The organism is Streptomyces sp. DSM 41931, assembly GCF_050271085.1.
Lineage (GTDB): Bacteria > Actinomycetota > Actinomycetes > Streptomycetales > Streptomycetaceae > Streptomyces > Streptomyces albogriseolus.
Genome location: NZ_CP189902.1, coordinates 1,884,932 through 1,906,466 on the forward strand (window position 1 = coordinate 1,884,932; position 21,535 = coordinate 1,906,466).

At 72.0% G+C, this 21,535-nt stretch carries 16 protein-coding genes; 12 read left to right on the forward strand and 4 right to left on the reverse strand.

Features of this window, described 5'->3' with window-relative positions:
• The first annotated feature begins 123 nt into the window (after positions 1 to 123).
• Positions 124 to 1,305, forward strand: a complete 1,182-nt coding sequence (locus tag ACP7TJ_RS08890; protein WP_093767881.1) for a globin domain-containing protein — start codon at positions 124 to 126, stop codon at positions 1,303 to 1,305.
• A gap of 12 nt (positions 1,306 to 1,317) precedes the next feature.
• Here ACP7TJ_RS08890 and ACP7TJ_RS08895 read toward each other — a convergent pair whose 3' ends face one another.
• A complete protein-coding gene (locus ACP7TJ_RS08895; RefSeq protein ID WP_167742888.1) occupies positions 1,318 to 1,761 on the reverse strand; it encodes an RrF2 family transcriptional regulator in 444 nt (147 codons plus the stop codon).
• 186 nt (positions 1,762 to 1,947) lie between these two features.
• Here ACP7TJ_RS08895 and ACP7TJ_RS08900 point away from each other — a divergent pair, with 186 nt between their 5' ends.
• The 3 genes from ACP7TJ_RS08900 (at position 1,948) to ACP7TJ_RS08910 (ending at position 5,093) form a co-directional block, all read left to right on the forward strand.
• Positions 1,948 to 2,613 (forward strand): DUF3105 domain-containing protein, encoded by a 666-nt coding sequence (locus tag ACP7TJ_RS08900; protein WP_189910249.1) that lies wholly within the window; start codon positions 1,948 to 1,950, stop codon positions 2,611 to 2,613.
• A complete protein-coding gene (locus tag ACP7TJ_RS08905; RefSeq protein WP_167742890.1) occupies positions 2,610 to 3,242 on the forward strand; it encodes a DUF305 domain-containing protein in 633 nt (210 codons plus the stop codon). Before ACP7TJ_RS08900 ends, ACP7TJ_RS08905 begins: the two co-directional genes overlap by 4 nt.
• A gap of 84 nt (positions 3,243 to 3,326) precedes the next feature.
• Complete coding sequence (locus ACP7TJ_RS08910; RefSeq protein WP_427762719.1) at positions 3,327 to 5,093, forward strand: NAD+ synthase; 1,767 nt, start codon at positions 3,327 to 3,329, stop codon at positions 5,091 to 5,093.
• Positions 5,094 to 5,175: 82 nt separating this feature from the next.
• On the opposite strand, the gene ACP7TJ_RS08915 is transcribed toward ACP7TJ_RS08910, so the two are convergent.
• Together ACP7TJ_RS08915 and ACP7TJ_RS08920 are read right to left on the reverse strand one after the other, a co-directional pair.
• Entirely contained in the window at positions 5,176 to 6,225 is a 1,050-nt protein-coding gene (locus tag ACP7TJ_RS08915) for an endonuclease/exonuclease/phosphatase family protein (RefSeq protein WP_167742892.1), read from the reverse strand.
• 225 nt (positions 6,226 to 6,450) lie between these two features.
• On the reverse strand, positions 6,451 to 9,789 hold the full coding sequence (locus ACP7TJ_RS08920; protein WP_427762720.1) for a glycosyl hydrolase: 3,339 nt from the start codon (positions 9,787 to 9,789) through the stop codon (positions 6,451 to 6,453).
• A 444-nt stretch (positions 9,790 to 10,233) separates the two neighbouring features.
• On the opposite strand from ACP7TJ_RS08920, the gene ACP7TJ_RS08925 reads away from it, so the two are divergent.
• From ACP7TJ_RS08925 to ACP7TJ_RS08945, 5 genes are all read left to right on the forward strand, one after another.
• A complete protein-coding gene (locus ACP7TJ_RS08925; RefSeq protein ID WP_167742893.1) occupies positions 10,234 to 11,259 on the forward strand; it encodes a LacI family DNA-binding transcriptional regulator in 1,026 nt (341 codons plus the stop codon).
• A gap of 782 nt (positions 11,260 to 12,041) precedes the next feature.
• A complete protein-coding gene (locus tag ACP7TJ_RS08930; RefSeq protein ID WP_427762721.1) occupies positions 12,042 to 13,346 on the forward strand; it encodes an extracellular solute-binding protein in 1,305 nt (434 codons plus the stop codon).
• 97 nt (positions 13,347 to 13,443) lie between these two features.
• A complete protein-coding gene (locus ACP7TJ_RS08935; RefSeq protein ID WP_167742895.1) occupies positions 13,444 to 14,409 on the forward strand; it encodes a carbohydrate ABC transporter permease in 966 nt (321 codons plus the stop codon).
• On the forward strand, positions 14,406 to 15,311 hold the full coding sequence (locus ACP7TJ_RS08940) for a carbohydrate ABC transporter permease (RefSeq protein WP_093767871.1): 906 nt from the start codon (positions 14,406 to 14,408) through the stop codon (positions 15,309 to 15,311). Before ACP7TJ_RS08935 ends, ACP7TJ_RS08940 begins: the two co-directional genes overlap by 4 nt.
• 65 nt (positions 15,312 to 15,376) lie before the next feature.
• Positions 15,377 to 16,789, forward strand: coding sequence for a GH1 family beta-glucosidase (locus tag ACP7TJ_RS08945; protein ID WP_427762722.1), 1,413 nt, complete (start codon positions 15,377 to 15,379; stop codon positions 16,787 to 16,789).
• 22 nt (positions 16,790 to 16,811) lie between these two features.
• Here the strand turns inward: ACP7TJ_RS08945 and ACP7TJ_RS08950 are convergent, their stop codons facing one another.
• Positions 16,812 to 18,401 (reverse strand): MFS transporter, encoded by a 1,590-nt coding sequence (locus ACP7TJ_RS08950; RefSeq protein ID WP_093767869.1) that lies wholly within the window; start codon positions 18,399 to 18,401, stop codon positions 16,812 to 16,814.
• Positions 18,402 to 18,607: 206 nt separating this feature from the next.
• Here ACP7TJ_RS08950 and panB point away from each other — a divergent pair, with 206 nt between their 5' ends.
• From panB to ACP7TJ_RS08965, 3 genes are all read left to right on the forward strand, one after another.
• Positions 18,608 to 19,483 carry a 3-methyl-2-oxobutanoate hydroxymethyltransferase gene (panB, locus tag ACP7TJ_RS08955; protein WP_093767868.1) on the forward strand — a complete coding sequence of 292 codons (876 nt, stop codon included), beginning with the start codon at positions 18,608 to 18,610 and terminating at the stop codon, positions 19,481 to 19,483.
• Positions 19,484 to 19,684: 201 nt separating this feature from the next.
• A complete protein-coding gene (locus ACP7TJ_RS08960) occupies positions 19,685 to 20,713 on the forward strand; it encodes an ATP-binding cassette domain-containing protein (protein WP_167742897.1) in 1,029 nt (342 codons plus the stop codon).
• Positions 20,710 to 21,534, forward strand: coding sequence for an ABC transporter permease (locus ACP7TJ_RS08965; protein WP_093767867.1), 825 nt, complete (start codon positions 20,710 to 20,712; stop codon positions 21,532 to 21,534). Before ACP7TJ_RS08960 ends, ACP7TJ_RS08965 begins: the two co-directional genes overlap by 4 nt.
• The last annotated feature ends 1 nt before the right edge of the window (position 21,535 follow it).

Here is a 21,535-nt window from a genome sequence, read left to right on the forward strand (position 1 = left end):
CCCTCCCCGTCCCCTCCCCCGGTCACGCCGGCCGGTCCCGCGAAACCACCCCCCGCCTAAATTGGTATCGAGGATGCAAGTTTTAATGAGGGCGCAGGCATCCGAGCACAACGAGGAGACCCGATGCTGTCCGAGCAGTCCGCTGCCACCGTCCGCGCCACCCTTCCCGCCGTGGGCGCGTCCCTCGGCGAGATCACCGAGCGTTTCTACGCCGGGATGTTCGCCGCCCGCCCCGAGCTGCTGCGCGACCTGTTCAACCGCGGCAACCAGGCCGCCGGCACCCAGCGCCAGGCCCTCGCGGGCTCCATCGCGGCCTTCGCCACCCATCTGCTGGACCACCCCGACGACCGGCCCGACGCGATGCTGTCGCGCATCGCCCACAAGCACGCCTCCCTCGGCGTCACCCCGGACCAGTACGCGATCGTCCACGAGCACCTGTTCGCCGCGATCGCCGAGGTGCTGGGCGACGCCGTCACGCCCGAGGTCGCCGCCGCCTGGGACGAGGTCTACTGGCTGATGGCGAACGCCCTGATCGCCGTCGAGAAGCGGCTCTACGAGGAGAGCGGCGGCGCCGCCTGGCGGCCCTGGGAGGTCGTCGAGCGGATCACCGAGACCGCCGACGTGGTGACGTTCCGGCTGCGTCCGGCCGACGGCGGCCCGGTGCGCGGCTTCCGCCCGGGCCAGTACGTCTCCGTGCGGGTCCCGCTCGCGGACGGCGCCCGCCAGATACGGCAGTACAGCCTCTCCGGCGAGCCCGGCCCCGGCCTGCGGCAGTTCAGCGTCAAGCGGGTGCACGAGGGCCCGGCGCCCGACGGCGAGGTGTCCTCCCACCTCCACGCGCACGTGCGCGTCGGCGACGTCGTGGAGCTGTCCGAGGCGTACGGCGACCTGGTGCTGGACGCGGACGACGACACCCCGCTGCTGCTGGCCTCCGCCGGGATCGGCGTGACCCCGATCGTCGCGATGCTCGGGCACCTCGCCGACTCCGGGCACCGCGCCCCGGTCACCGTCGTGCACGGCGACCGCTCCCCCGCCGACCACGCCCTGCGCACGGATCACGAGGCCTACGCGGGGAAGCTGCCGGACGCCACCGTGCGGTTCTGGTACGAGCAGGACGCCCCGGCGGGCGCGGGCACCGGATACGTGGACCTCGCGGACGTGCCGGTCGCGCCCGGCACGCGCGCCTACCTGTGCGGTCCGCTGCCGTTCATGCGGATGGTCCGCGAGCAGCTGATCGCCAAGGGCGTGGCCCCGGCGGACGTGCACTACGAGGTGTTCGGTCCTGACCTGTGGCTCGCGCGGTGAGCGGGCGGGCCGTCAGCGCACGCGCGGGACGCCCAGCAGCAGGGGGCCTGTCGGGTTTGCGGTGAGGTCCGCGATCGTCAGCGGGTCCAGCGAGGCGTAGAACGCCTCCTGGGCCCGCCGCAGCGCGCCGCGCAGCCGGCAGTCGGAGCGCAGCGGGCAGGGCGCGGTGGTGGCGGCGCCGTCGCAGTCGACGACGTCCCCCTCTCCCTCGAAGGCGCGGACCAGGCCGCCCACGGAGGCCCCGCGGCCCTTCTCGGTGAGGGACAGCCCGCCGCCCCGGCCGCGCCGGGCGGTGAGCAGGTCCATGTGCCGCAGCTCGGCGACGACCTTCGCGGCATGGGTGTACGGCACGTCCATGGCCGCCGCGACGTCCCGTGTCGTCGGATTGGTGTCACCGGCCACGGCGAGGCGCATGAGGACCCGCAGGGCGAGGTCGGTGGAGCGCAGCAGCCGCATACCGGCAGCGTAGATAATCGGAATCGTGGCTCAAAATTTACGGCCGGACCTTCACCGGGTCTCCCCAGGAACCCCGGCCGGGCCGTCGTCGCCGCCGCCCCCTACGACTGGCCCGTCTCCGCCATTACGATCAGCTGACCCGATCACCACTCCGGCCCCACCTCCTCCGACCCGAAGGACACCTCCATGGGCTCCGCCAAGAAGAGCAGCGCGGCACGCACGGCACGCATAGAGGAGATGCGGCGCGCCGAGCAGGCCCGCGAGCGCCGCAACCGGATCCTCACCGTCGCCGCCTCCGTGGTGGTCGTCGCGGGCCTGGTCGTCGGCGGGGTGGTGCTGATCCAGTCGCAGTCGGACGACGGCGGCGGCAGCGCGGCGGACGACGCGAAGAGCGCGGGGAAGTTCGTCACCGACGCGGACGGCGTGCGCGCCTGGAAGGGCACGCTGGGCCGTGAGCACGTCACCAAGTCCGTGGACTACCCGGTGACGCCTCCGGTGGGCGGCGACCACCACCCCGTGTGGATGAACTGCGACGGGGACGTCTACGAGGACGAGATCAACCCCACCAACGCCGTTCACTCGCTGGAGCACGGCGCGGTGTGGGTGACGTACAACGGCGACGCGCCGAAGGCCGACGTCGAGGCGCTGGCGGCGAAGGTGAAGAAGACGCCGTACACGCTGATGAGCCCGGTCGACGGACAGAAGGACCCGATCGTGCTGACCGCGTGGGGGCACCAGCGCACGGTGACCGGCGCCGCCGACCCGGCGGTGGACGCGTTCCTGGCGAAGTTCGTGCAGGGCCGGCAGACGCCCGAGCCGGGTGCGGCCTGCACCAACGGGCTGTCGAAGTGAGGCGGCCCGCCCTGGCCGCCTCGGCGGCCGTGGCGGTGCTCGCCGCGGCCGCCGCGACCGGGTGGGCGGTGGCCTCGGCGGACGACGGCGAGGGGCGCGCGGCGCCGGTCCCGGCGGCGGACTCCGCGGACGCCGGGTTCGCCCGGGACATGGCGGTGCACCACCAGCAGGCCGTGGAGATGTCGTACGTCGTGCGCGACCGCACCGACGACGAGGAGGTGCGGCGGCTCGCCTACGACATCGCCCAGACCCAGGCCAACCAGCGGGGCATGCTGCTGGGCTGGCTCGATCTGTGGGAACTGCCCAAGGTGTCCGCCGACCCGCCCATGACCTGGATGGGGATGGGGGACGCGGCCGCCGGCGAGGACGGCGCGCTGATGCCGGGCATGGCGACGGACGCGGAGATGGCGCGGCTGGGCCGGCTGAACGGCAGGCAGGCCGAGGTGTTCTACCTCCAGCTGATGACGGACCATCACCGGGGCGGTGTGCACATGGCCGAGGGCTGTGTGCGCGCCTGCGAGGTGGAAGCGGGGAAGCGGCTGGCGCGCGGGATGGTCGAGGGCCAGGAGTCGGAGATCCGGCTGATGGCGGCGATGCTGAAGGCGCGGGGAGCGGCCGCGCGGCCGTGACGGCCGGGCGCCCGGCGCTCCGGGGCGGCGGGTCCGCGGTCCTGCCGCCCCCCATCGCGTCGCTCTGACGATTACACTGGCCGGGTGCCTCAACTACGACTCGCCCTGAATCAGATCGACTCGACCGTCGGCGACCTCGCCGGCAACGCGGAAGCGATGGTCCGCCGGACCCGGGAGTCCGCCGGCCAGGGGGCGCATCTCGTGGCGTTCCCGGAGATGGCGCTGACCGGGTATCCCGTCGAGGACCTCGCCCTGCGGTCGTCCTTCGTGGAGGCGTCCCGGGCGTCCCTGCGCGCCCTCGCCGCGCGTCTCGCCGACGAGGGCCTCGGCGACGTGCCGGTGCTCGTCGGCTACCTGGACCGCAGCGCCGCCGCCCAGCCGAAGTACGGCCAGCCCGCGGGCGCCCCGCGCAACGCGGCGGCCGTGCTGCACCGGGGGGAGGTGGCGCTGAGCTTCGCCAAGCACCACCTGCCGAACTACGGCGTCTTCGACGAGTTCCGCTACTTCGTGCCCGGCGACACCCTGCCGGTGGTGCGGGTGCGCGGGGTGGACGTGGCCCTGGCCATCTGCGAGGACCTGTGGCAGGACGGCGGCCGGGTGCCGGCGGCGCGTTCGGCCCGGGCCGGGCTGCTGCTGTCGGTGAACGCCTCGCCGTACGAGCGGGACAAGGACGACACGCGTCTCGAGCTGGTGCGCAAGCGGGCGCAGGAGGCCGGCTGCACCACCGCGTACCTGGCCATGACGGGCGGGCAGGACGACCTGGTCTTCGACGGCGACTCGATCGTCGTCGGCGCGGACGGCGAGGTGATCGCGCGCGCCCCGCAGTTCTCCGAGACGTGTCTGCTGGTCGATCTGGACCTGCCGGCCGCGGCGGCCGACGCGCCGGAGGGCGTGGTGGACGACGGGCTGCGCATCGAGCGGGTCGTGCTGTCCGAGGACCCGGTCCCCACGTACGAGCCGGAGCACACCGGCGGCTACGCGGAGCGTCTCGACGACGACGCGGAGGTGTACTCCGCGCTGGTCGTGGGCCTGCGGGCGTACGTACGGAAGAACGGCTTCCGTTCGGTGCTGATCGGGCTGTCCGGCGGCATCGACTCGGCGCTGGTCGCCGCGATCGCGTGCGACGCGGTGGGCCCGGAGAACGTGTACGGCGTCTCCATGCCGTCGAAGTACTCCTCCGACCACTCCAGGAGCGACGCGGCGGAGCTAGCGCGGCGCACCGGGCTGAACTTCCGCACGGTGACGATCGAGCCGATGTTCGACGCCTACATGGGGTCGCTGGAGCTGACCGGCCTGGCGGAGGAGAACCTCCAGTCGCGGCTGCGCGGCACGATGCTGATGGCCCTTTCCAACCAGGAGGGTCACATCGTCCTGGCCCCGGGCAACAAGTCGGAGCTGGCGGTGGGCTACTCGACGCTGTACGGCGACTCGGTCGGCGCGTACGGGCCCATCAAGGACGTCTACAAGACGCTGGTGTTCCGGCTGGCGCGGTGGCGCAACCGCGCGGCCGAGGAGCGCGGCGAGACGCCGCCGATCCCGGAGAACTCGATCTCCAAGCCGCCGAGCGCGGAGCTGCGGCCGGGCCAGGTGGACACGGACTCGCTGCCGGACTACCCGGTGCTGGACGCGATCCTGGCGCTGTACGTGGACCAGGACAAGGGCGCGGACGAGATCGTCGAGGCCGGGTACGACCGCGAGCTGGTCGAGAAGACGCTGCGGATGGTGGACCGCGCGGAGTACAAGCGGCGCCAGTACCCGCCGGGCACCAAGATCTCCCCGAAGGGCTTCGGCAAGGACCGCCGTCTGCCCGTCACCAACGGCTGGCGTGAGGGGCTGCCGCCTCAGGTGTGAGGTCCGGTACGACGACGGCGGGCGGGGCGCGGTGTTCCGCGCCCCGCCCGCCGTCGTGTGTCCGGGTCCCGGCCCGCCCAGGTCACTCGGCGGTGCCGGTGACCCGCACCCGTGCCGCTATCGGCAGGTGGTCGCTCGCCGTCGGCGGGAGCGTCCAGGAGCTCTCCGGCTCGGCGCCCCTGACCAGGATCTGGTCGATCCGCGCCATCGGGAACGACGCCGGCCAGCTGAAGCCGAAGCCGCTGCCCACCGCGCCCTGCGTGGAGCGCATCTGGGAGGTGACCGCCTTCAGGGCGCGGTCGTTCATCGTGCCGTTCAGGTCGCCGAGCAGGACCACGTTGTCCAGCGGCTCGTCCGCGATGGCCTCTCCCAGCGCGTCGGCGCTCTTGTCGCGCTGACGGGCCGTGAACCCGGCCTCCAGCTTCACCCGCACCGACGGCAGATGCGCGACGTACACGGCGACCCGGCCGGCCGGCGCGTCCACCGTGGCGCGCATCGCCCGCTGCCAGCCCAGCCGGATGTCCACCGACCTCACGTCGCTGAGCGGGTACTTGGACCACAGGCCGACCGTGCCGACCACCGCGTGGTGGTCGTAGGTGTCCGACAGCGCCGCCCGGTAGGTGGGCACCTCGGACGCCTTCAGCTCCTCCAGCGCCAGCACGTCCGCGCCCGCGGCGGCCACCTCGCGGGCGGTGCCGGACGGGTCCGGGTTCTCGGCGTTGACGTTGTGCGTGGCCACCGTCAGGTCGCCGCCGGAGGCGTTCTTGTCGCTGAGCAGACCGCCGAACAGGTTCAGCCACACGACGACCGGAAGGACCGTCGCGACCAGCGCCGTCGCCGAACGGCGGACGAGGGCCAGGACCAGCAGCACCGGCACGAACAGGCCCAGCCACGGCAGGAACGTCTCGAGCAGGCTGCCCAGGTTGCCGACCGCGTTCGGGACGTGCGCGTGGGCCAGCATGACCAGCGCCAGCAGGAGCGCGCAGACGGCCACCACCCAGCCCCTGCGCCAGATGCCGCGATCGCCGCGCAGGGAACCCAGCCGGTGGAGCAGGCGCCGCAACCGTGAGGCCGGGGTCCGGGGGCCCTGGCGCCCTTCGTCCGTCTCCGTCATGTACGCCTGCCGCGCCATACCGTTGCCTCACAACCTGCCGTGCACACACACCGTCGCCCCCGGTAAGACCCTAGGGGATGATCGGCTCCGTTCCTGCCGCCCCTCGGCGGCCGTACGAGGGCGAGGACGCCCGGCGGCGCCCGGGGAGTTCCGGGTGGGGCGGGTGAAAGCGCCGTCTGTGACGAAACGCGCACGACGGGGCTCGGCCGGTGGGACGGGCCCACCGGCCGGGTTGGTGTCCCGTCAGGCGAACGGGATGGTGAGGACGGAGCCCGCGCCCACCTGGAGGGCGGAGGGGCCGTTGCCCAGTGCGCTCCAGACCTCGACGCGGACGGTGCCGCCGTCCAGGTCGCCCAGGGTGCCCGAGGCGGAGTGCAGGCCCTGCCGGGCCGAGGAGTACTCCTCCCAGCCGGGGAGCGGGTCGGTGGCGAAGTAGCGGAACGTCTCGACGCGCTCGAACGTGCCGTCGCCGGTCAGGTCGTACGACACCCGGGCCTGCTGGGCGTGGCCGACGGAGCCGCCCGCGTCCACCTTGAAGGTGAAGGCGGTCGAGGAGCCCGACTTCAGGGTGCCGTTGACGTTCTCGACCTCGTAGACGAGCGGGTTCTTCGGGGTTCCGTCGTTGTTGGTGCCTCCGGCGGAGGGGATGGTGTCGGAGGAACCGGTCGCGGCCGCCTCGGTGGCGAGAGCGCCGCCCGGCTGCGGGTAGAACGTGTCGGCAGTGACCGGCGGGTTGCCGGCCGTGGTCACCTTCAGCGTGCCGCTCGCCGGGCCGGTCTGGCCGGCCGTGTCGCGGGCCTTGACGCTGTAGGAGTACTCGGTGCCGGCCGTCAGTCCGGTGTCGGTGTGCGTGGTGCCGGTGACGGTGGCGACCTTGGTGCCGCCGCGGTAGACGTCGTAGTCCTTGACGCCCTTGTCGTCGGTCGCCGCCTCCCAGGTCAGCTCGACGGAGGTGCTGGTGACCTCGCCGGCGACCGGGGTGCCGGGCGCGCCGGGCGGCTGGTCACGCGTGCCGGTGGTGGTGACGGTCACGGTGCCGCTGGGCGGGCCGACCTGGCTGGAGGTGTCGCGGGCCCTGACGCTGTAGGTGTACTCGGTTCCCGAGGCCAGCCCGGTGTCGGTGTAGGTGGTGCCGTCGACGGTGGCGACCTTGTCGTCGCCGCGGTAGACGTCGTAGTCCTTGATGCCGAGGTCGTCCGTCGCCGCCTCCCAGGTCAGCTCGACGGAGTCGTCGGTGATGTCGCCGGCGACCGGGGTGCCGGGCGCGCTGGGCCTGTCGTCACCGGGGGCGCCGCACAGCGTGCCGAGCTCGGTGTCGTCGCCCGCTCCGGACGCGGTCGACTTCGCCGGGACGTTGAGCACACCGCCGTCGGAGAAGAGGACCGAGCACTCCTCGGCGCCGTAGTTGTGCGCGGCGTAGGTCTTGGTGCCGTTCTTGTCGAAGACGGTGGCCGTCGGCGAGTTGGCCGTGACGGTCATGTCCGGGGCGCCGATGGAGTTCATCGTGGAGACCCAGTGGTAGGTGTGGGCCTTGGTCTCGCCGGCCTCGGGGACGTACCCGCCGTTCCACTGGTTCCAGTACTGCATGGCCTTGGCCGGGTCGTAGAGGGCCTGGACCTGCCAGAAGATGTCCTTCCACTCGACGGCCGGGCCGCCGTTCTCCTCCTCCATCTCGGTCACGCTGCGGCGCAGCATGTCCTTCTCGCGGGCCAGGTGCAGCGAACCGCCGGTCATGGGGAGGAAGTTGATCCCGTGGATCTCCTCGGGGTTGGCGGTCCACCAGGTGGCGTAGGCGCCGCCGCTGCTCCAGACCATGCCCACGACGTCGTGGGTGAAGTCCTCGGGGTAGACCTGCTGGTCGGCGTCGAACCAGTACTGCGCGATCGACTCCGACTCGGTCATCATCATGTAGACGCCCTGGTCGCGCAGCGCCTTGTCGCCCGTCGCCGAGCCCCACATGATCAGGCCGGCGCTGAGGTTGATCGACTCCGAGGAGGACTCCTGGTTGTTGCCGGCGGCGAAGGCCTCGTGGCCGGCGGCCCAGCTGTGACCGGCGTAGACGTCGAAGCCGCGCAGGAACGGATACTTGGAGTCGTCCCTGGCCGGGTTGGCGGCGTCCTTGATGAGCTCCTTCACCATGCCGCCCCACTCGGAGTCGGCGGCCCACTGCGGGTCGTACTGCGCCACGATCGCCGCGGCCATCACGTAGTACGAGTAGTGGAAGTGGTGGTCGTTCAGCTCCTGGTCGCTGCCGTAGGAGGCCGGGTAACCGATGAGCGTGCGCCAGTCCTTGTCGTAGGAGAACTCCGAGGGCCCGCCGACGGTGAACCACTCCTCCATGCGGCCCTCGATCAGCTCGATGAGCTTGTCGCGGCTCGCGGTGTCACCGATCTGGTCGGCGATCGGCACGAGCTGGGCGAGCTTGCCCAGGGCCTTGCCGGTCCAGTAGGTGTCGATGGCCCCGCTGAACGGGTCGCCCTGCGTCAGCACGTCGTTGATGTACGTCTTGAGCTTGGCCTTGTCGACACCCGCGGCGCTGGGCAGCCCCGGCAGGACGCCGTTCACCTTCTGCACGGTGGTGGACGAGGTGCCCTCGCGGACTCTCATCTCCCCGCGGGAGGACACGTAGCTGTAGTCGGTCAGCGGGTCGGAGGTGTGCAGCCACTGATGGCGGTAGAGCGCCTGGAGGGTGCCCTTCTCCGTGCCCTCCTTCGCCTCGGTGATCAGCGAGTACGTCGCCTCGACCTCGCCGGCGCCCTCCCGGTACTCCCAGTCCACCTTTGAGCCGGTCACGAAGCTGAAGGCGTACTTCTCGTAGTCGGCGAGCGCGTCCGTGCCGGGCAGGACGGCCAGGGAGAAGTAGTCCTTCGAGCCGAGGTCGGCCCTGATCTCGTTGCCGGACACGGTCCAGTCGCTGCCGCTCGGGGCGAACAGCGCGTAGTGGTGGCCCGAGATGGTGACGCCGAGGACGTTGCCCTGGTCGGCGAAGACCGTCGGCGGGGCCGCGGCCTTGATCTGCGCCGCGCCGCCCGTGCCCTCGGCGTACACGTACGGCATGCCGTGGCCGATGGTCGTCCGCAGCGTGCGCGCACCGTCGTTCCAGGACGGGGTCACGGTCCAGTCGCTCCACCCGTCCGCCTTCGCGTCGGGGGAGTTGAGGCCGGCGAGGCCGAGGGTCAGGTCGGCCTCGTGCGCGAACTCGTACTGACGCCCGCCGCCCACGATCTCGTGGTCGGTCGGGTAACCGACCTCCAGGCCGCCGGCCACCGCCTTGTAGGTGAGGGGGTGGCCGTACATGTTCTCCGACCACGGGTTGGCGGCGAACCGCTGGAAGGCCAGCGAGGACCACCAGTCGTTGGTCGGTACCGGCGTGTCCGCCATGCGCGGCGTGACCTTCGGCTTGACCGCCTGGCCGCCGTTGTTGGACGGGCCCTGCCGCCCGGCCGGCCGGACGTCGCTGTAGCTTCCCTTGCCCACCTCGACGGTGGCGGCCGAGGCGACACCACTGCCGAGGGTGGCCACCAGGCCTCCCGCGGCCATCGCGGCCGCCGACAGTAGTGCCAGGGGTCTCCGGAATCTCATGCGGAACCTCTCTGAGAGCGCTCTCAGGACGGCGCTCAACGTAAGCAGCAGGCAAAGAGCGGTCAATACTTCAAGCAGGAATTGGTGCCTGCGGCGCGCACGGGAGTCGGTGGCGGCAGGGCGGCGCGACGCCCGCTCCACCGCCGCCGGAGCGGGCGTCGCGACGGGTTCCGCCGCAGGTCGGAGCAGACGCCGCCGTCGGCGCACGGCTCAGTCCGAGCGCCCCGGTGCCGCCCGGAGCGGCGCCCGGACTGCTCCGGGGGGACACGACTCCCGGGGCACGGGTTCGACCCGGACGGGGTCCGGCCCGCGAACCGGCGGCCCGGGCGGCCGCACCCCGACCACTGACCTGAAAGCGCTCTCACGCTGCCGGAAGGGGAACTATCCTGTCTCCTGGGAGGAGCGGCAGGCGACGCGGTGCCGCACAGCAGACCAGGAGTTCCCTTGCCCGAGCAGACAGCAGCAAACCGCCCGACGCTGGAGGCTGTCGCTGCGCGGGCGGGCGTGTCGCGCGCCACGGCGTCGCGCGTGGTCAACGGGGGCGCCGGTGTGCGCCAGCCGCTGGTCGACAAGGTGCGCGCGGCGGTCGACGAGCTGGGCTACGTCCCCAACCACGCGGCACGCTCGCTGGTGACCCGCCGGCACGGCGCGGTCGCCGTGATCATCGCGGAGCCCGAGCTCCGGGTCTTCTCCGACCCGTTCTTCGCGCAGCAGCTCCGGGGCATCAGCCGGGAGCTGACCGCCAACGACCTCCAGCTGGTGCTGCTGTGGGTGGAGGACGAGTCCGATCACGGACGGATCGCGCGGTATCTCGCCGGGGGGCACGTCGACGGAGCGATCGCCTTCTCCCTGCACGGTGACGACCGTCTGCCGAGGCTGATCACCGAGAGCAAGGTACCCACGGTCCTCGGCGGCCGGCCGGGGACGGAGGCCGGCCCGGCCCTGCCGTATGTCGACACCGACAACCGGGGCGGCGCGCGGGAGGCCGTGCGCCACCTGGTCTCCCTGGGGCGCCGGACCATCGCGCACATCGCGGGTCCGGGTGACCAGACCTCGGCACTGGACCGGATCGCCGGCTATCACGACGTGCTGATCGACCCCGACCCGGAGCTGCTGCGCGAGGGGAGCTTCACCGAGGAGAGCGGCGCACGGGCCATGGCGGAGCTGCTCGACCGGCGGCCCGGCATCGACGGCGTCTTCGTCGCCAACGACCTCATGGCCCTGGGCGCCCTGCGCGTGCTGCGCGAGCGGGGTCTGCGCGTCCCGCAGGACGTGGCCGTGGTCGGCTTCGACGACATGGAGGCGGTGGTACGCGCCAGCGACCCGGCGCTGACCACGGTGCGCCAGGACGTCGAGGGCCTGGGCAGGCTGTCGGTGAAGCTGCTGGTCAAGCTGCTGAGCCGGCCGACCGGCCGGGTCCCCGCATCCGTGATCATGCCGACGAACCTGGTCCGGCGCGCCTCGGCGTGAAAGCCGGCTCCCGGGCGGCGTCCGGGAGCGCGATGCCGTGCCCGTTTCCGGCCCGCTTCCGGTCGGCCCGGCCCTCGCGTCGGCCCGACCTTCGCGTCGACCCGGCCCTCGCGTCACCCGCGCGGCCACCGGCCCGCCGGGGCTGCCGGCGGACCCAGCACTTTGGACGACCCGCGTCCGACCACACCGTCACCCACGGACCCGGCACCCCGGTCGCCCCCCTCCGGCCACACCGCCGCCCACGGACCCGGCACCCCGGACGACCCCCTCCGACCACACCGCCACCCGCAGGCCGGGCGGGGTTCCGGCGCGGCACGGAATCCGCCGCACAGCGAGCCGCGGGCCGCGCACCCGGCTAGCGTCCCGGCGCACCACACAGCCCTGCGGGCTTCCGGCCTGCGGCCCCCAGCGGCGTTCCGGCGCAGCACGGAATCCGCCGCACAGCGAGCCGCGGACCGCGCACCCGGCTAGCGCCACGGCACACCACACAGACCTGCGCGCTTCGCCGCGGACCCGGCGGCATCACGGTGCACCACACAGCCCTGCGCGCTTCCGGCCCGCAGCCTCCCGCCCTCCGTACAGCGGGTTTCCAGCCGCGGCGCCTGGCTGACCGCCGACGAGGCCGGGCAGGAAGCGTCCCCGCAGCGCGGGTCCGTGACCGCAGTCGCCAACCTGGCGCGTCCGGAGCCTTGACGTGAGCCGTACCGGGCGGGCACTCTCCACTCGCACCGTTTGAGAGCGCTCTCAGAGCGCTCTCATGCCACCGAGTCGAGGAGCCACCCATGCCCACAGCCCGTGCCGCGAGAAGAGCCACCGCCCGCCTGGGGGCGCTCGTCCTGACCGGTGCCCTGCTCGCCGCCTGCGGCGGTTCGTCCGACGCCGACTCCGCCGCCGGCGCGAACGGCAAGATCACCCTCACCGTGGACCTCTTCGGCTCCTTCGGCTACAAGGAGGCCGGGCTCTACGCCGAGTACGAGAAGCTGCACCCGAACATCACGATCAAGCAGACGGACACCGAGGACGAGGCCGACTACTGGAAGTCGCTCCAGACCCGCCTCGCGGGCGGCGGCGGCCTCGCGGACGTGCAGGGCATCGAAGTGGGCCGGATCGCCACCGTCACCCAGCAGCAGACCGACAAGTTCGAGGACCTGAAGAAGTACGGCGCGGAGTCCCTGAAGGGCCAGTTCGCGGAGGCCAAGTGGGCCGCCGCCACGGGGAAGAACGGAGAGGTCCTCGGGCTCGGGACGGACGTCGGCCCCGAGGCCATGTGCTACCGCACCGACCTGCTGAAGAAGGCCGGCCTGCCCACCGACCGCGAGGAGCTCGCGCAGCGCTGGTCCAGCTGGGACGGCTACCTGGAACTCGGCAAGCAGTACAAGGCGAAGGCCCCCGGCAAGAGCGCCTGGCTGGACAGCGTCGGCAGTCTCTACTCGATCATGATCGGGCAGCAGAAGGAGCGCTACTACAGCGCGTCCGGAGAGCTGATCTGGGACAAGAACCCCGCCCTGCTCGAGGCATGGGACCGCTCCGTGGAGGCGGCGGAGAGCGGGCTGAGCGCCGAGCTCGACCAGTGGTCGCCGCAGTGGAACCAGGCCTTCGCCGCCGGCTCCTTCGCCACCATCCCGTGCCCCGCCTGGATGCTCGGCTACATCAAGGGCCAGGCCGGTGACGCGGGCCAGGGCAAGTGGGACATCGCCAAGCTGCCCGGCGGCGCCGGCAACTGGGGCGGCTCCTACCTGTCCATCCCGCGCGCCGCCGAGCACAAGAAGGAGGCGTACGAGCTCATCAAGTGGCTCACCGCGCCCGAGCAGCAGGAGAAGCTCTTCCGCAAGGTGGGCAACTTCCCCTCCAGCACCGGCGCCATCGACAAGGTCGCCGACACCACGGACCCGTACTTCTCCGACGCCCCGATCGGCAAGATCTTCGGTGACGCGGCCAAGGCGGCGCCCGTGCAGGTCCTGGGTCTGCACGACCAGAGCATCGCCCAGCAGATCACCAACGCGCTGAGCGAGGTGGAGCGCAAGGGCACGGATCCCGAGAAGGCCTGGAAGAACGCCTCGAAGGGCGTGGCCAACACCCTCGGCTGACCCGAGCGCCGACCCACGCCTCCGCCGCCGCCGCTGCCCGCCCCGCCGGCGGCGGCGGAGGTCCCATGACCGCCGTTCCCCTCCCGAAGGCCGCCCCGTGACCCTTACCGCACTCGAGACGCCGGCTCCGCCGGTCCCGCCTCCCACCCCCTCCTGGCCGAGCCGCGCACGGCGCGCGTGGCAGAAGATGTCGCCCTACGCCTACATCGCGCCGTTCTTCACCCTGTTCGCCGCCTTCGGCCTCTTCCCGCTGATCTACACGGCGTTCGTGTCCCTGTACCGGGTCGAGCTGCAGACCCCCGGCGACATGGAATGGCGAGGGCTGGACAACTACACGGTCCTGTTCACCGACGAGTTCTTCTGGATCTCGCTGCGCAACACGTTCACCATCGGCGTCATCTCCACGGTCCCCCAGCTGGTCATGGCGCTCGGGCTCGCGCACCTGCTCAACTACCGTCTGCGCGCCCGGACGTTCCTGCGCACGGCGATGCTGCTGCCGTACGCGACGTCCGTGGCCGCGGCCACCCTGGTGTTCGCGCAGCTCTTCGGCCGGGACTTCGGCCTGATCAACTATGTCGCCGGGCTCGTCGGCATCGGCCCGGTCGACTGGCAGACCGGCACGGTCGCCTCCCAGATCGCCGTCTCCACCATCGTCGTGTGGCGGTGGACCGGCTACAACGCCCTGATCTATCTGGCGGGCATGCAGTCCATCCCGCAGGAGCTGTACGAGGCCGCCGAGATGGACGGGGCGTCGAAGTGGCGCCAGTTCTTCCACGTGACCCTGCCCGGACTGCGTCCGACGATCGTGTTCACCGTGATCGTCTCCACGATCGGGGCGACGCAGCTGTTCGGCGAGCCGCTGCTGTTCGAGGGGTCCATCTCGGGCGGCATCTCGCACCAGTACCAGACCCTCGGCCTCTACATGTACGAGCAGGGCTGGGGCTTCTTCCACCTGGGCCGGGCCGCGGCCATCGCCTGGGTCATGTTCCTGCTCATCGTGGTGCTCGTGGGAGTCAACGCCCTGCTCGCGTACCGCCGTTCACGCAAGGAGGCCGTGCGATGACCACGCTCGCCGACCCGCCGGTCACGCCTCCCGCCCACCCGGAGAAGCCGCCGCACCGCCGGGCCCGCCGGTCCCGCGCCGGACGGACCAACCACGCCGGCAAGCTCACGTACGCGATCCTGGCCGTCGCCGTCCTGGTCTCCGCGTTCCCGTTCTACTGGACGGTCGTGGCGGCCAGCCGCTCCAACGCCGACCTCGCCCAGGTCCCGCCGTCGCTCCTGCCCGGCCCGCACCTGCTGCGCAACTTCGAGGCGGTGCTGGAGGAAGCGGACATCGGCAAGGCACTGCTGAACTCCTTCATCGTGTCCGGCTCGATCACCCTCGGCACCGTGCTCTGCTGCACGCTCGCCGGTTTCGCCTTCGCCAAGCTGCGCTTCCGCGGACGCGGCGCGCTGCTCGCGATCACCGTGGGAACGATGATGATCCCGCCGCAGCTGGGCGTCATCCCGCTGTTCATGCTGATCGCCGAACTGCAGTGGGTGAACCAGCTCCAGGCCGTCATCCTTCCCGGCCTGGTCTCCGCGTTCGGTGTGTTCTTCATGCGCCAGTACCTGGTGCAGTCGCTGCCGGACGAGCTGATCGAGGCGGCGCGGGTCGACGGCGCGTCCACCGCCAGGATCTTCTGGTCCATCGTGGTGCCCGTCGCCCGTCCGGGCATGTCCGTGCTGGGCCTGCTGACCTTCATGGCCGCGTGGAACGACTTCTTCTGGCCCATCGTCGCCCTGTCCTCGTCCGAGCCGACCGTCCAGGTGGCCCTGCGCCAGCTCGGCGGCGGTTACGTCCACGACCAGTCCGTGATCATGGCCGGCACCCTCCTCGGCACCCTCCCGGTGCTGCTGGTCTTCGGCTTCCTGGGCCGGCAGATCGTCGGCGGCATCATGCAGGGAGCCGTCAAGGGCTGAGCCCGGGCCCGTCCGTCACCGCTCCCCCCCTCCTCCCCCACCTTCGCCTTCGGAGCCTTCAGTCCATGACCGCACCAGTCACCGCATCAGCCACCCTCACCGGCGACCCGACCGTCCTGAGGTTCCCCAGCGGTTTCCGCTGGGGAACCGCCACGGCCGCCTACCAGATCGAGGGCGCCGCCGCCGAGGACGGCCGCACGCCCTCGATCTGGGACACCTTCAGCCGCACTCCGGGAAAGGTCCGCAACGGCGACACCGGCGACATCGCCGCCGACCACTACCACCGTATGCACGAGGACGTCGCCCTCATGCGCCGCCTCGGGCTGACCGACTACCGGTTCTCGATCGCCTGGCCCCGCGTGCAGCCCACCGGTCGCGGGCCCGCCGTGCAGAAGGGCCTGGACTTCTACCGGCGGCTCGCCGACGCACTGCTGGACGCCGGTATCCGGCCGGTCGCCACCCTCTACCACTGGGACCTGCCCCAGGAGCTGGAGGACGCGGGCGGCTGGCCCGAGCGGGAGACCGCCCGGCGCTTCGCCGACTACGCCGCCCTGGTGGCCGACGCCCTCGGCGACCGGATCGGCACCTGGACAACCCTCAACGAGCCGTGGTGCGCCGCCTTCCTCGGGTACGGGAACGGCGTGCACGCCCCCGGCCGCACCAGTCCTGCCGACAGTCTGCGCGCGGCGCACCACCTCAACCTGGCGCACGGATCGGCGGTCCGGGTGCTGCGCGACGCCCTGCCGCCCACTGCCCACGTGTCCCTGACCCTCAACCTCCACGCCCTGCGTCCGCTCACGCCCTCGGCCGGCGACCTGGACGCCGTCCGCCGGATCGACGCCGTCGCCAACCGCGTCTTCCTCGACCCCGTCTTCCACGGGCGCCTCCCGGAGGACCTGGTCCGCGACACGGCGGCGGTCACCGACTGGTCGTTCGTGCGGGACGGCGACCTCGCCGTCTGTGCGACGCCGATCGACTCGCTCGGCATCAACTACTACTCCCCCACCGTCGTCGCCGCCGGGCGGTCGGAGTCGCCGTCCCCGTGGGCCGGCGCGGAGCGGCACGTCCGGTTCCTGCCCGCGCCGGGACCCCGGACCGCCATGGACTGGCCCGTGGACGCCGACGGGCTGTACGAGCTGCTCGTCCGGCTGCGCGACGACCTCCCGGGCCTTCCCCTGATGGTCACCGAGAACGGGGCGGCGTACGACGACTACGCGGACCCGTCGGGGGAGGTACGCGATCCCGAGCGGATCGCCTACCTGCACAGCCACCTCACCGCCGTGCACCGGGCGATCGGGGAGGGCGCCGATGTGCGGGGCTACTTCCTGTGGTCGCTGCTGGACAACTTCGAGTGGGCCTACGGCTACAGCAAGAGGTTCGGCATCGTGCACGTCGATTTCGCCACCCAGCGGCGCACTCCCAAGCAGAGTGCGGGCTGGTACGCCGACGTCGTCGCCCGCAACGGGATCGAGGCCTGACGGGGCGCCGGCCCGTGGCTTCTCAGTCCGCCGCCGTCACCAGCGCCCGGTCCCGTCCGTCGCCTTCCGGCGCCGGTGTGCGGCCGGGCAGGAAGACGGCGACGACGACCGCGCCCAGCACCGCGACGGCCGCCCCCCACAGCGCCGTGACGTGCATGGCGTACAGGAAGGCGTCGGCGGCCGCGTCGGCCAGGGGCTCGCCGCGCGGGCCCAGCCGGTCCGCCACGGCCAGGGTGGCCTCGATGGACTCGCCCGCCGCGTGCCGGGCGCCGGGCGGCACCGGGCCCAGCGCCTCCTCGATGTCGGTGCGGTAGGCGGTGGACAGCACCGAGCCGAGTACGGCGATGCCGAGGGCGCCGCCGACCTGGCGGAAGGTGTTGCTGAGCGCGGAGGCGGAGCCGGCCTTCTCGCGCGGCAGGGCCTGCATGACGACGACGCTCACCGGCGTCATCACATAGGCCATGCCGGTGCCCATCAGGAAGAAGACGGCCTCCAGGAACCACAGGGGCGTATCCGCGTCCAGGAGCGCGAACGCGGCCAGGGTCGCCGCGAGCACCACCAGGCCGGCGGTGGTGGTGATCCTGCTGCCGACGCGGTCCACCATGAGGCGGGCCCGGGGCGCGAAGAGCAGCTGGGTCGCGGCCAGCGGCAGCATCAGCAGGCCGGTTTCCAGCGGCGAGTGGCCGCGCACGCTCTGCAGGTAGAACACCGTGAAGAAGGTCACGCCCAGGAGGGCGAAGAAGACCAGCGCGATCGCGGTGATCGAGGCGGAGAACACCTTGTTCCGGAAGGTGGAGATGTCGACGGACGGGTGGTCGCTGCGCTTCTCGAACACCACGAACGCGGCCAGCACGGCGAGACCGGCGCCGGTCGCCGCCAGCACGGTGACGTCGGTGAAGTCGGCCAGCTGGCCGCCCCTGATGATCCCGTACACCAGCAGGACCAGGCCGGCCACGGACAGCACGACACCGACGGGGTCGATCCGGCCGGGCTTCGGATCGCGGGAGTCGGGGACGAGCCACAGCATCAGGGCGACGGCGAGGGCGACGATGGGCACGTTGACGAGGAAGACCGAGCCCCACCAGAAGTGGTCGAGGAGCAGTCCGCCGGTGATCGGGCCGATGGCGATGGCCAGGCCCACTCCGCCGGTCCAGATGCCGATGGCCCTGGGCTGCTCGTCGCGCTCGAAGACGTGCATCAGGACGGCCATGGTGGCCGGCATGACGAACGCCGCGCCCAGGCCCATCACCGCGCGGAAGACGATGAGCTCGGCGGGGGAGCCGGAGAACGCGGCGAGGGCCGAGCCGGCGCCGAACACGGCGAGACCGCCGATCAGCACCTTCTTGCGGCCGAGCCGGTCACCCAGCAGCCCCGCGGTGAAGAGCAGTCCGGCGAAGACGAGCGTGTAGGCGTTGATGGCCCATTCCAGCTGGCTCTGGGTGGCGCCCAGGCCGGTGGGGGCGGGGGTGGAGATCGTCTTGATGGCGACGTTCAGGATCGAGTTGTCCAGGACGACGATCAGCAGGCTCATCATCAGCACGCCGAGAATCACCCAGCGGCGCCGGTGCACGGCTTCCGGGATCCGGCGGGCTGGGGCGGCAGGAGAAGTCATGCGGCCCAGCGTAGAAAGTTCCGATACGAGACCGTCTCGCATTGACGGGCGTGTTGCCCGTGTTTGTCCCGGTGTGGCAGGGCAGGCCGGGGCGTGGGCGGCCGCGGCGGGCTGCCTCTGGCCCTCCGCCGGGAGAGGTGCCACCATGGACGTGGTCCGGGGACGCCGTCAGGGCGCCTCGAGATGACGTGTTGGGAGACAGATCCATGACGCAGCTTTCGGCTGCCCAGACCGGGACGCCCGGTTCTTCCTCCGGCGGCAAGACGCTGTACGGGGGCAAGGGCACGCGCCGCATCACTGTCCGGGACATCGCCCTCGCCAAGGAGCGCGGCGAGAAGTGGCCCATGCTCACCGCGTACGACGCGATGACCGCCTCCGTGTTCGACGAGGCCGGCATCCCGGTGATGCTGGTCGGCGACTCCGCGGGCAACTGCCACCTCGGGTACGACACCACCGTGCCGGTCACCCTCGACGAGATGACCATGCTGGCCGCCGCCGTCGTCCGGGGCACCTCGCGCGCCCTGATCGTCGGCGACCTGCCGTTCGGCTCCTACCAGGAGGGTCCGGTGCAGGCGCTGCGCTCGGCGACCCGGCTGGTGAAGGAGGCCGGGGTCGGCGCCGTGAAGCTGGAGGGCGGCGAGCGCTCGCACCGGCAGATCGAGCTGCTGGTGGAGTCCGGCATCCCCGTGATGGCCCACATCGGGCTGACCCCGCAGTCGGTGAACGCGATGGGCTACCGGGTGCAGGGCCGCGGCGAGGAAGCCGCCCAGCAGCTGCTGCGGGACGCGAAGGCCGTACAGGACGCGGGCGCGTTCGCGGTGGTCCTGGAGCTGGTGCCGGCCGAGCTGGCCGCCGAGGTGACCCGCACGCTGCACATCCCGACGGTCGGGATCGGCGCGGGACCGGAGACGGACGCCCAGGTGCTGGTGTGGACCGACATGCTCGGACTGACCGGCGGCCGGGTGCCGAAGTTCGTCAAGCAGTACGCGAACCTGCGGGACGTGATGACCGGGGCGGCGAAGGCGTTCGCCGAGGACGTGGTCGCCGGGTCCTTCCCGCAGGAGGAGCACTCCGTGCACTGACCCGCGCCCGGGTGCCGTGAGCCACCGCGTACGACCCTGTGAGCCACTGCCGCACCACCCACGACGGCCCGCCGATCTTCCCCCGTCGGCGGGCCGTCGCCTGTCCGGGAACATCCCGCCCCCCTGGTGCGCGGACGCCTGTCGGCGGGGTGTCGGCGCTCTGTCGGGGTTTTGTCGGCGGCCGCTGCGATCGTCGGGGACATGACGCGATACGACGAACGAACGGGGGGCGCGGGGAGCGCCGTGACCGTCCGGGGGCTGGTCAAGCACTACGGGGAGACCAAGGCCCTCGACGGGGTCGACCTGGACGTGGCCGAGGGGACCGTGATGGGGGTGCTCGGGCCGAACGGGGCCGGCAAGACCACGCTGGTGCGCGTCCTGTCCACGCTGCTCGCCCCCACCGCCGGGCACGCCACCGTCGCCGGGTACGACGTGGTCCGCCAGCCCCGGCAGCTGCGCCGGGTGATCGGGCTGACCGGGCAGTACGCCTCCGTGGACGAGAAGCTGTCCGGCTGGGAGAACCTGTACCTGATCGGGCGGCTGCTGGACCTGCCGCGCAAGGAGGCGCGGCGCCGCTCCGACGAGCTGCTGGAGCGTTTCTCGCTCACCGAGGCCGCCCGGCGCCCGGCCGGCACCTACTCCGGCGGCATGCGCCGGCGGCTGGACCTGGCCGCCTCGATGATCGGCCGCCCGGCCGTGCTGTACCTGGACGAGCCCACCACCGGCCTGGACCCGCGCACCCGCAACGAGGTGTGGGACGAGGTGAAGCGGCTGGTCGGCGACGGGGTGACGGTGCTGCTGACCACCCAGTACATGGAGGAGGCCGAGCAGCTCGCCTCCGAACTGACCGTGGTGGACCGCGGCAAGGTCATCGCGAGCGGCGGCATCGAGGAGCTGAAGGCCCGGGTCGGCGGCCGCACGCTGCGGATCCGGCCGGCCGACCCGCTGGAGCTGCGTCCGCTCGCCGCCGCCCTCGACGAGCTGGGGATCACCGGGCTGTCCGGCACCACCGTGGACGCCGAGCGGGGCGCGGTGCTGGTCCCCGTGCTCAGCGACGAGCAGCTGACCGCCGTGGTCGGCGCGGTCACCGCCCGCGGGATCACCCTCAGCGCCCTGACCACCGAACTGCCCAGCCTGGACGAGGTGTTCCTGTCGCTCACCGGCCACCGTGCCGGCGCCCCGCAGGACGCCCTGTCCGCCGACATGTCCGAGGAGGTCGTCGCCGTATGAGCGCCGCCACCGCCGCTTCCGCCGCCGGCGTCCGCTCGGACGCGCGGATCTCGCCGCGGGCCCATCTGCGTCACACCGGGGCGCTGGTGCGCCGCAACCTGCTGTGGATCCGGCAGGACCCGGAGTCGATGTTCGACGCCGTGCTCTTCCCGGTCGTCTTCACCCTGCTGTTCGTGTTCGTCTTCGGCGGCTCGATCGGGCAGGCCCTGGGCGGCGGGCAGGAGGCGTACGTGCAGTACATCGTGCCCGGCCTGATGGCCATGATGGGCATGAACATGGCCCAGGGGGTGGGCACCGGGTTCAACCAGGACTTCCACACCGGGGTCATGGACCGCTTCCGGTCGCTGCCCATCGGGCGCGGCTCGGTGCTGTTCGCGAAGATCTCCGTCGAGCTGGTGCGGATGCTGATCGCCACGTCGATCCTGCTGGTCGTCGGGGTGCTGGTCGGGTTCGACATCACCAACTGGCCGGGGCTGTTCGCCGCCGTGGGCCTGTCCACGGTGTTCGGCTCGGCGCTGATGTGGATCTTCCTCACGCTGGGCGTGGTGATGAAGAACGCCCAGTCGGTGCAGGCGATGGGCTTCCTGGTGCTGATGCCGCTGCAGTTCGGCTCGTCGATCTTCGCGCCGACGCAGTCGATGCCGGGCTGGCTGCAGAACTTCACCGAGTACAACCCGCTGTCGGCGCTGGCCGACTCCGCCCGCGGGCTGATGGTGGGCGGTCCGGTCGCCCACGACCTGTGGATGGTGCTCGCCTGGTCCGTGGGGATCACGGCCGTGATGGCGCCGGTCGCCATCCACAAGTTCCGTACGAAGACCTGAT

What these genes read in the sequence shown, in the direction of transcription:
- ACP7TJ_RS08965 (WP_093767867.1), top strand. Translation starts at nt 20,710, where the DNA reads ATGAGCGCCGCCACCGCCGCTTCCGCCGCCGGCGTCCGCTCGGACGCG.
- ACP7TJ_RS08920 (WP_427762720.1), bottom strand. Translation starts at nt 9,789, where the DNA reads ATGAGATTCCGGAGACCCCTGGCACTACTGTCGGCGGCCGCGATGGCC.
- panB (WP_093767868.1), top strand. Translation starts at nt 18,608, where the DNA reads ATGACGCAGCTTTCGGCTGCCCAGACCGGGACGCCCGGTTCTTCCTCC.
- ACP7TJ_RS08950 (WP_093767869.1), bottom strand. Translation starts at nt 18,401, where the DNA reads ATGACTTCTCCTGCCGCCCCAGCCCGCCGGATCCCGGAAGCCGTGCAC.
- ACP7TJ_RS08890 (WP_093767881.1), top strand. Translation starts at nt 124, where the DNA reads ATGCTGTCCGAGCAGTCCGCTGCCACCGTCCGCGCCACCCTTCCCGCC.
- ACP7TJ_RS08915 (WP_167742892.1), bottom strand. Translation starts at nt 6,225, where the DNA reads ATGGCGCGGCAGGCGTACATGACGGAGACGGACGAAGGGCGCCAGGGC.
- ACP7TJ_RS08900 (WP_189910249.1), top strand. Translation starts at nt 1,948, where the DNA reads ATGGGCTCCGCCAAGAAGAGCAGCGCGGCACGCACGGCACGCATAGAG.
- ACP7TJ_RS08895 (WP_167742888.1), bottom strand. Translation starts at nt 1,761, where the DNA reads ATGCGGCTGCTGCGCTCCACCGACCTCGCCCTGCGGGTCCTCATGCGC.
- ACP7TJ_RS08940 (WP_093767871.1), top strand. Translation starts at nt 14,406, where the DNA reads ATGACCACGCTCGCCGACCCGCCGGTCACGCCTCCCGCCCACCCGGAG.
- ACP7TJ_RS08930 (WP_427762721.1), top strand. Translation starts at nt 12,042, where the DNA reads ATGCCCACAGCCCGTGCCGCGAGAAGAGCCACCGCCCGCCTGGGGGCG.
- ACP7TJ_RS08960 (WP_167742897.1), top strand. Translation starts at nt 19,685, where the DNA reads ATGACGCGATACGACGAACGAACGGGGGGCGCGGGGAGCGCCGTGACC.
- ACP7TJ_RS08945 (WP_427762722.1), top strand. Translation starts at nt 15,377, where the DNA reads ATGACCGCACCAGTCACCGCATCAGCCACCCTCACCGGCGACCCGACC.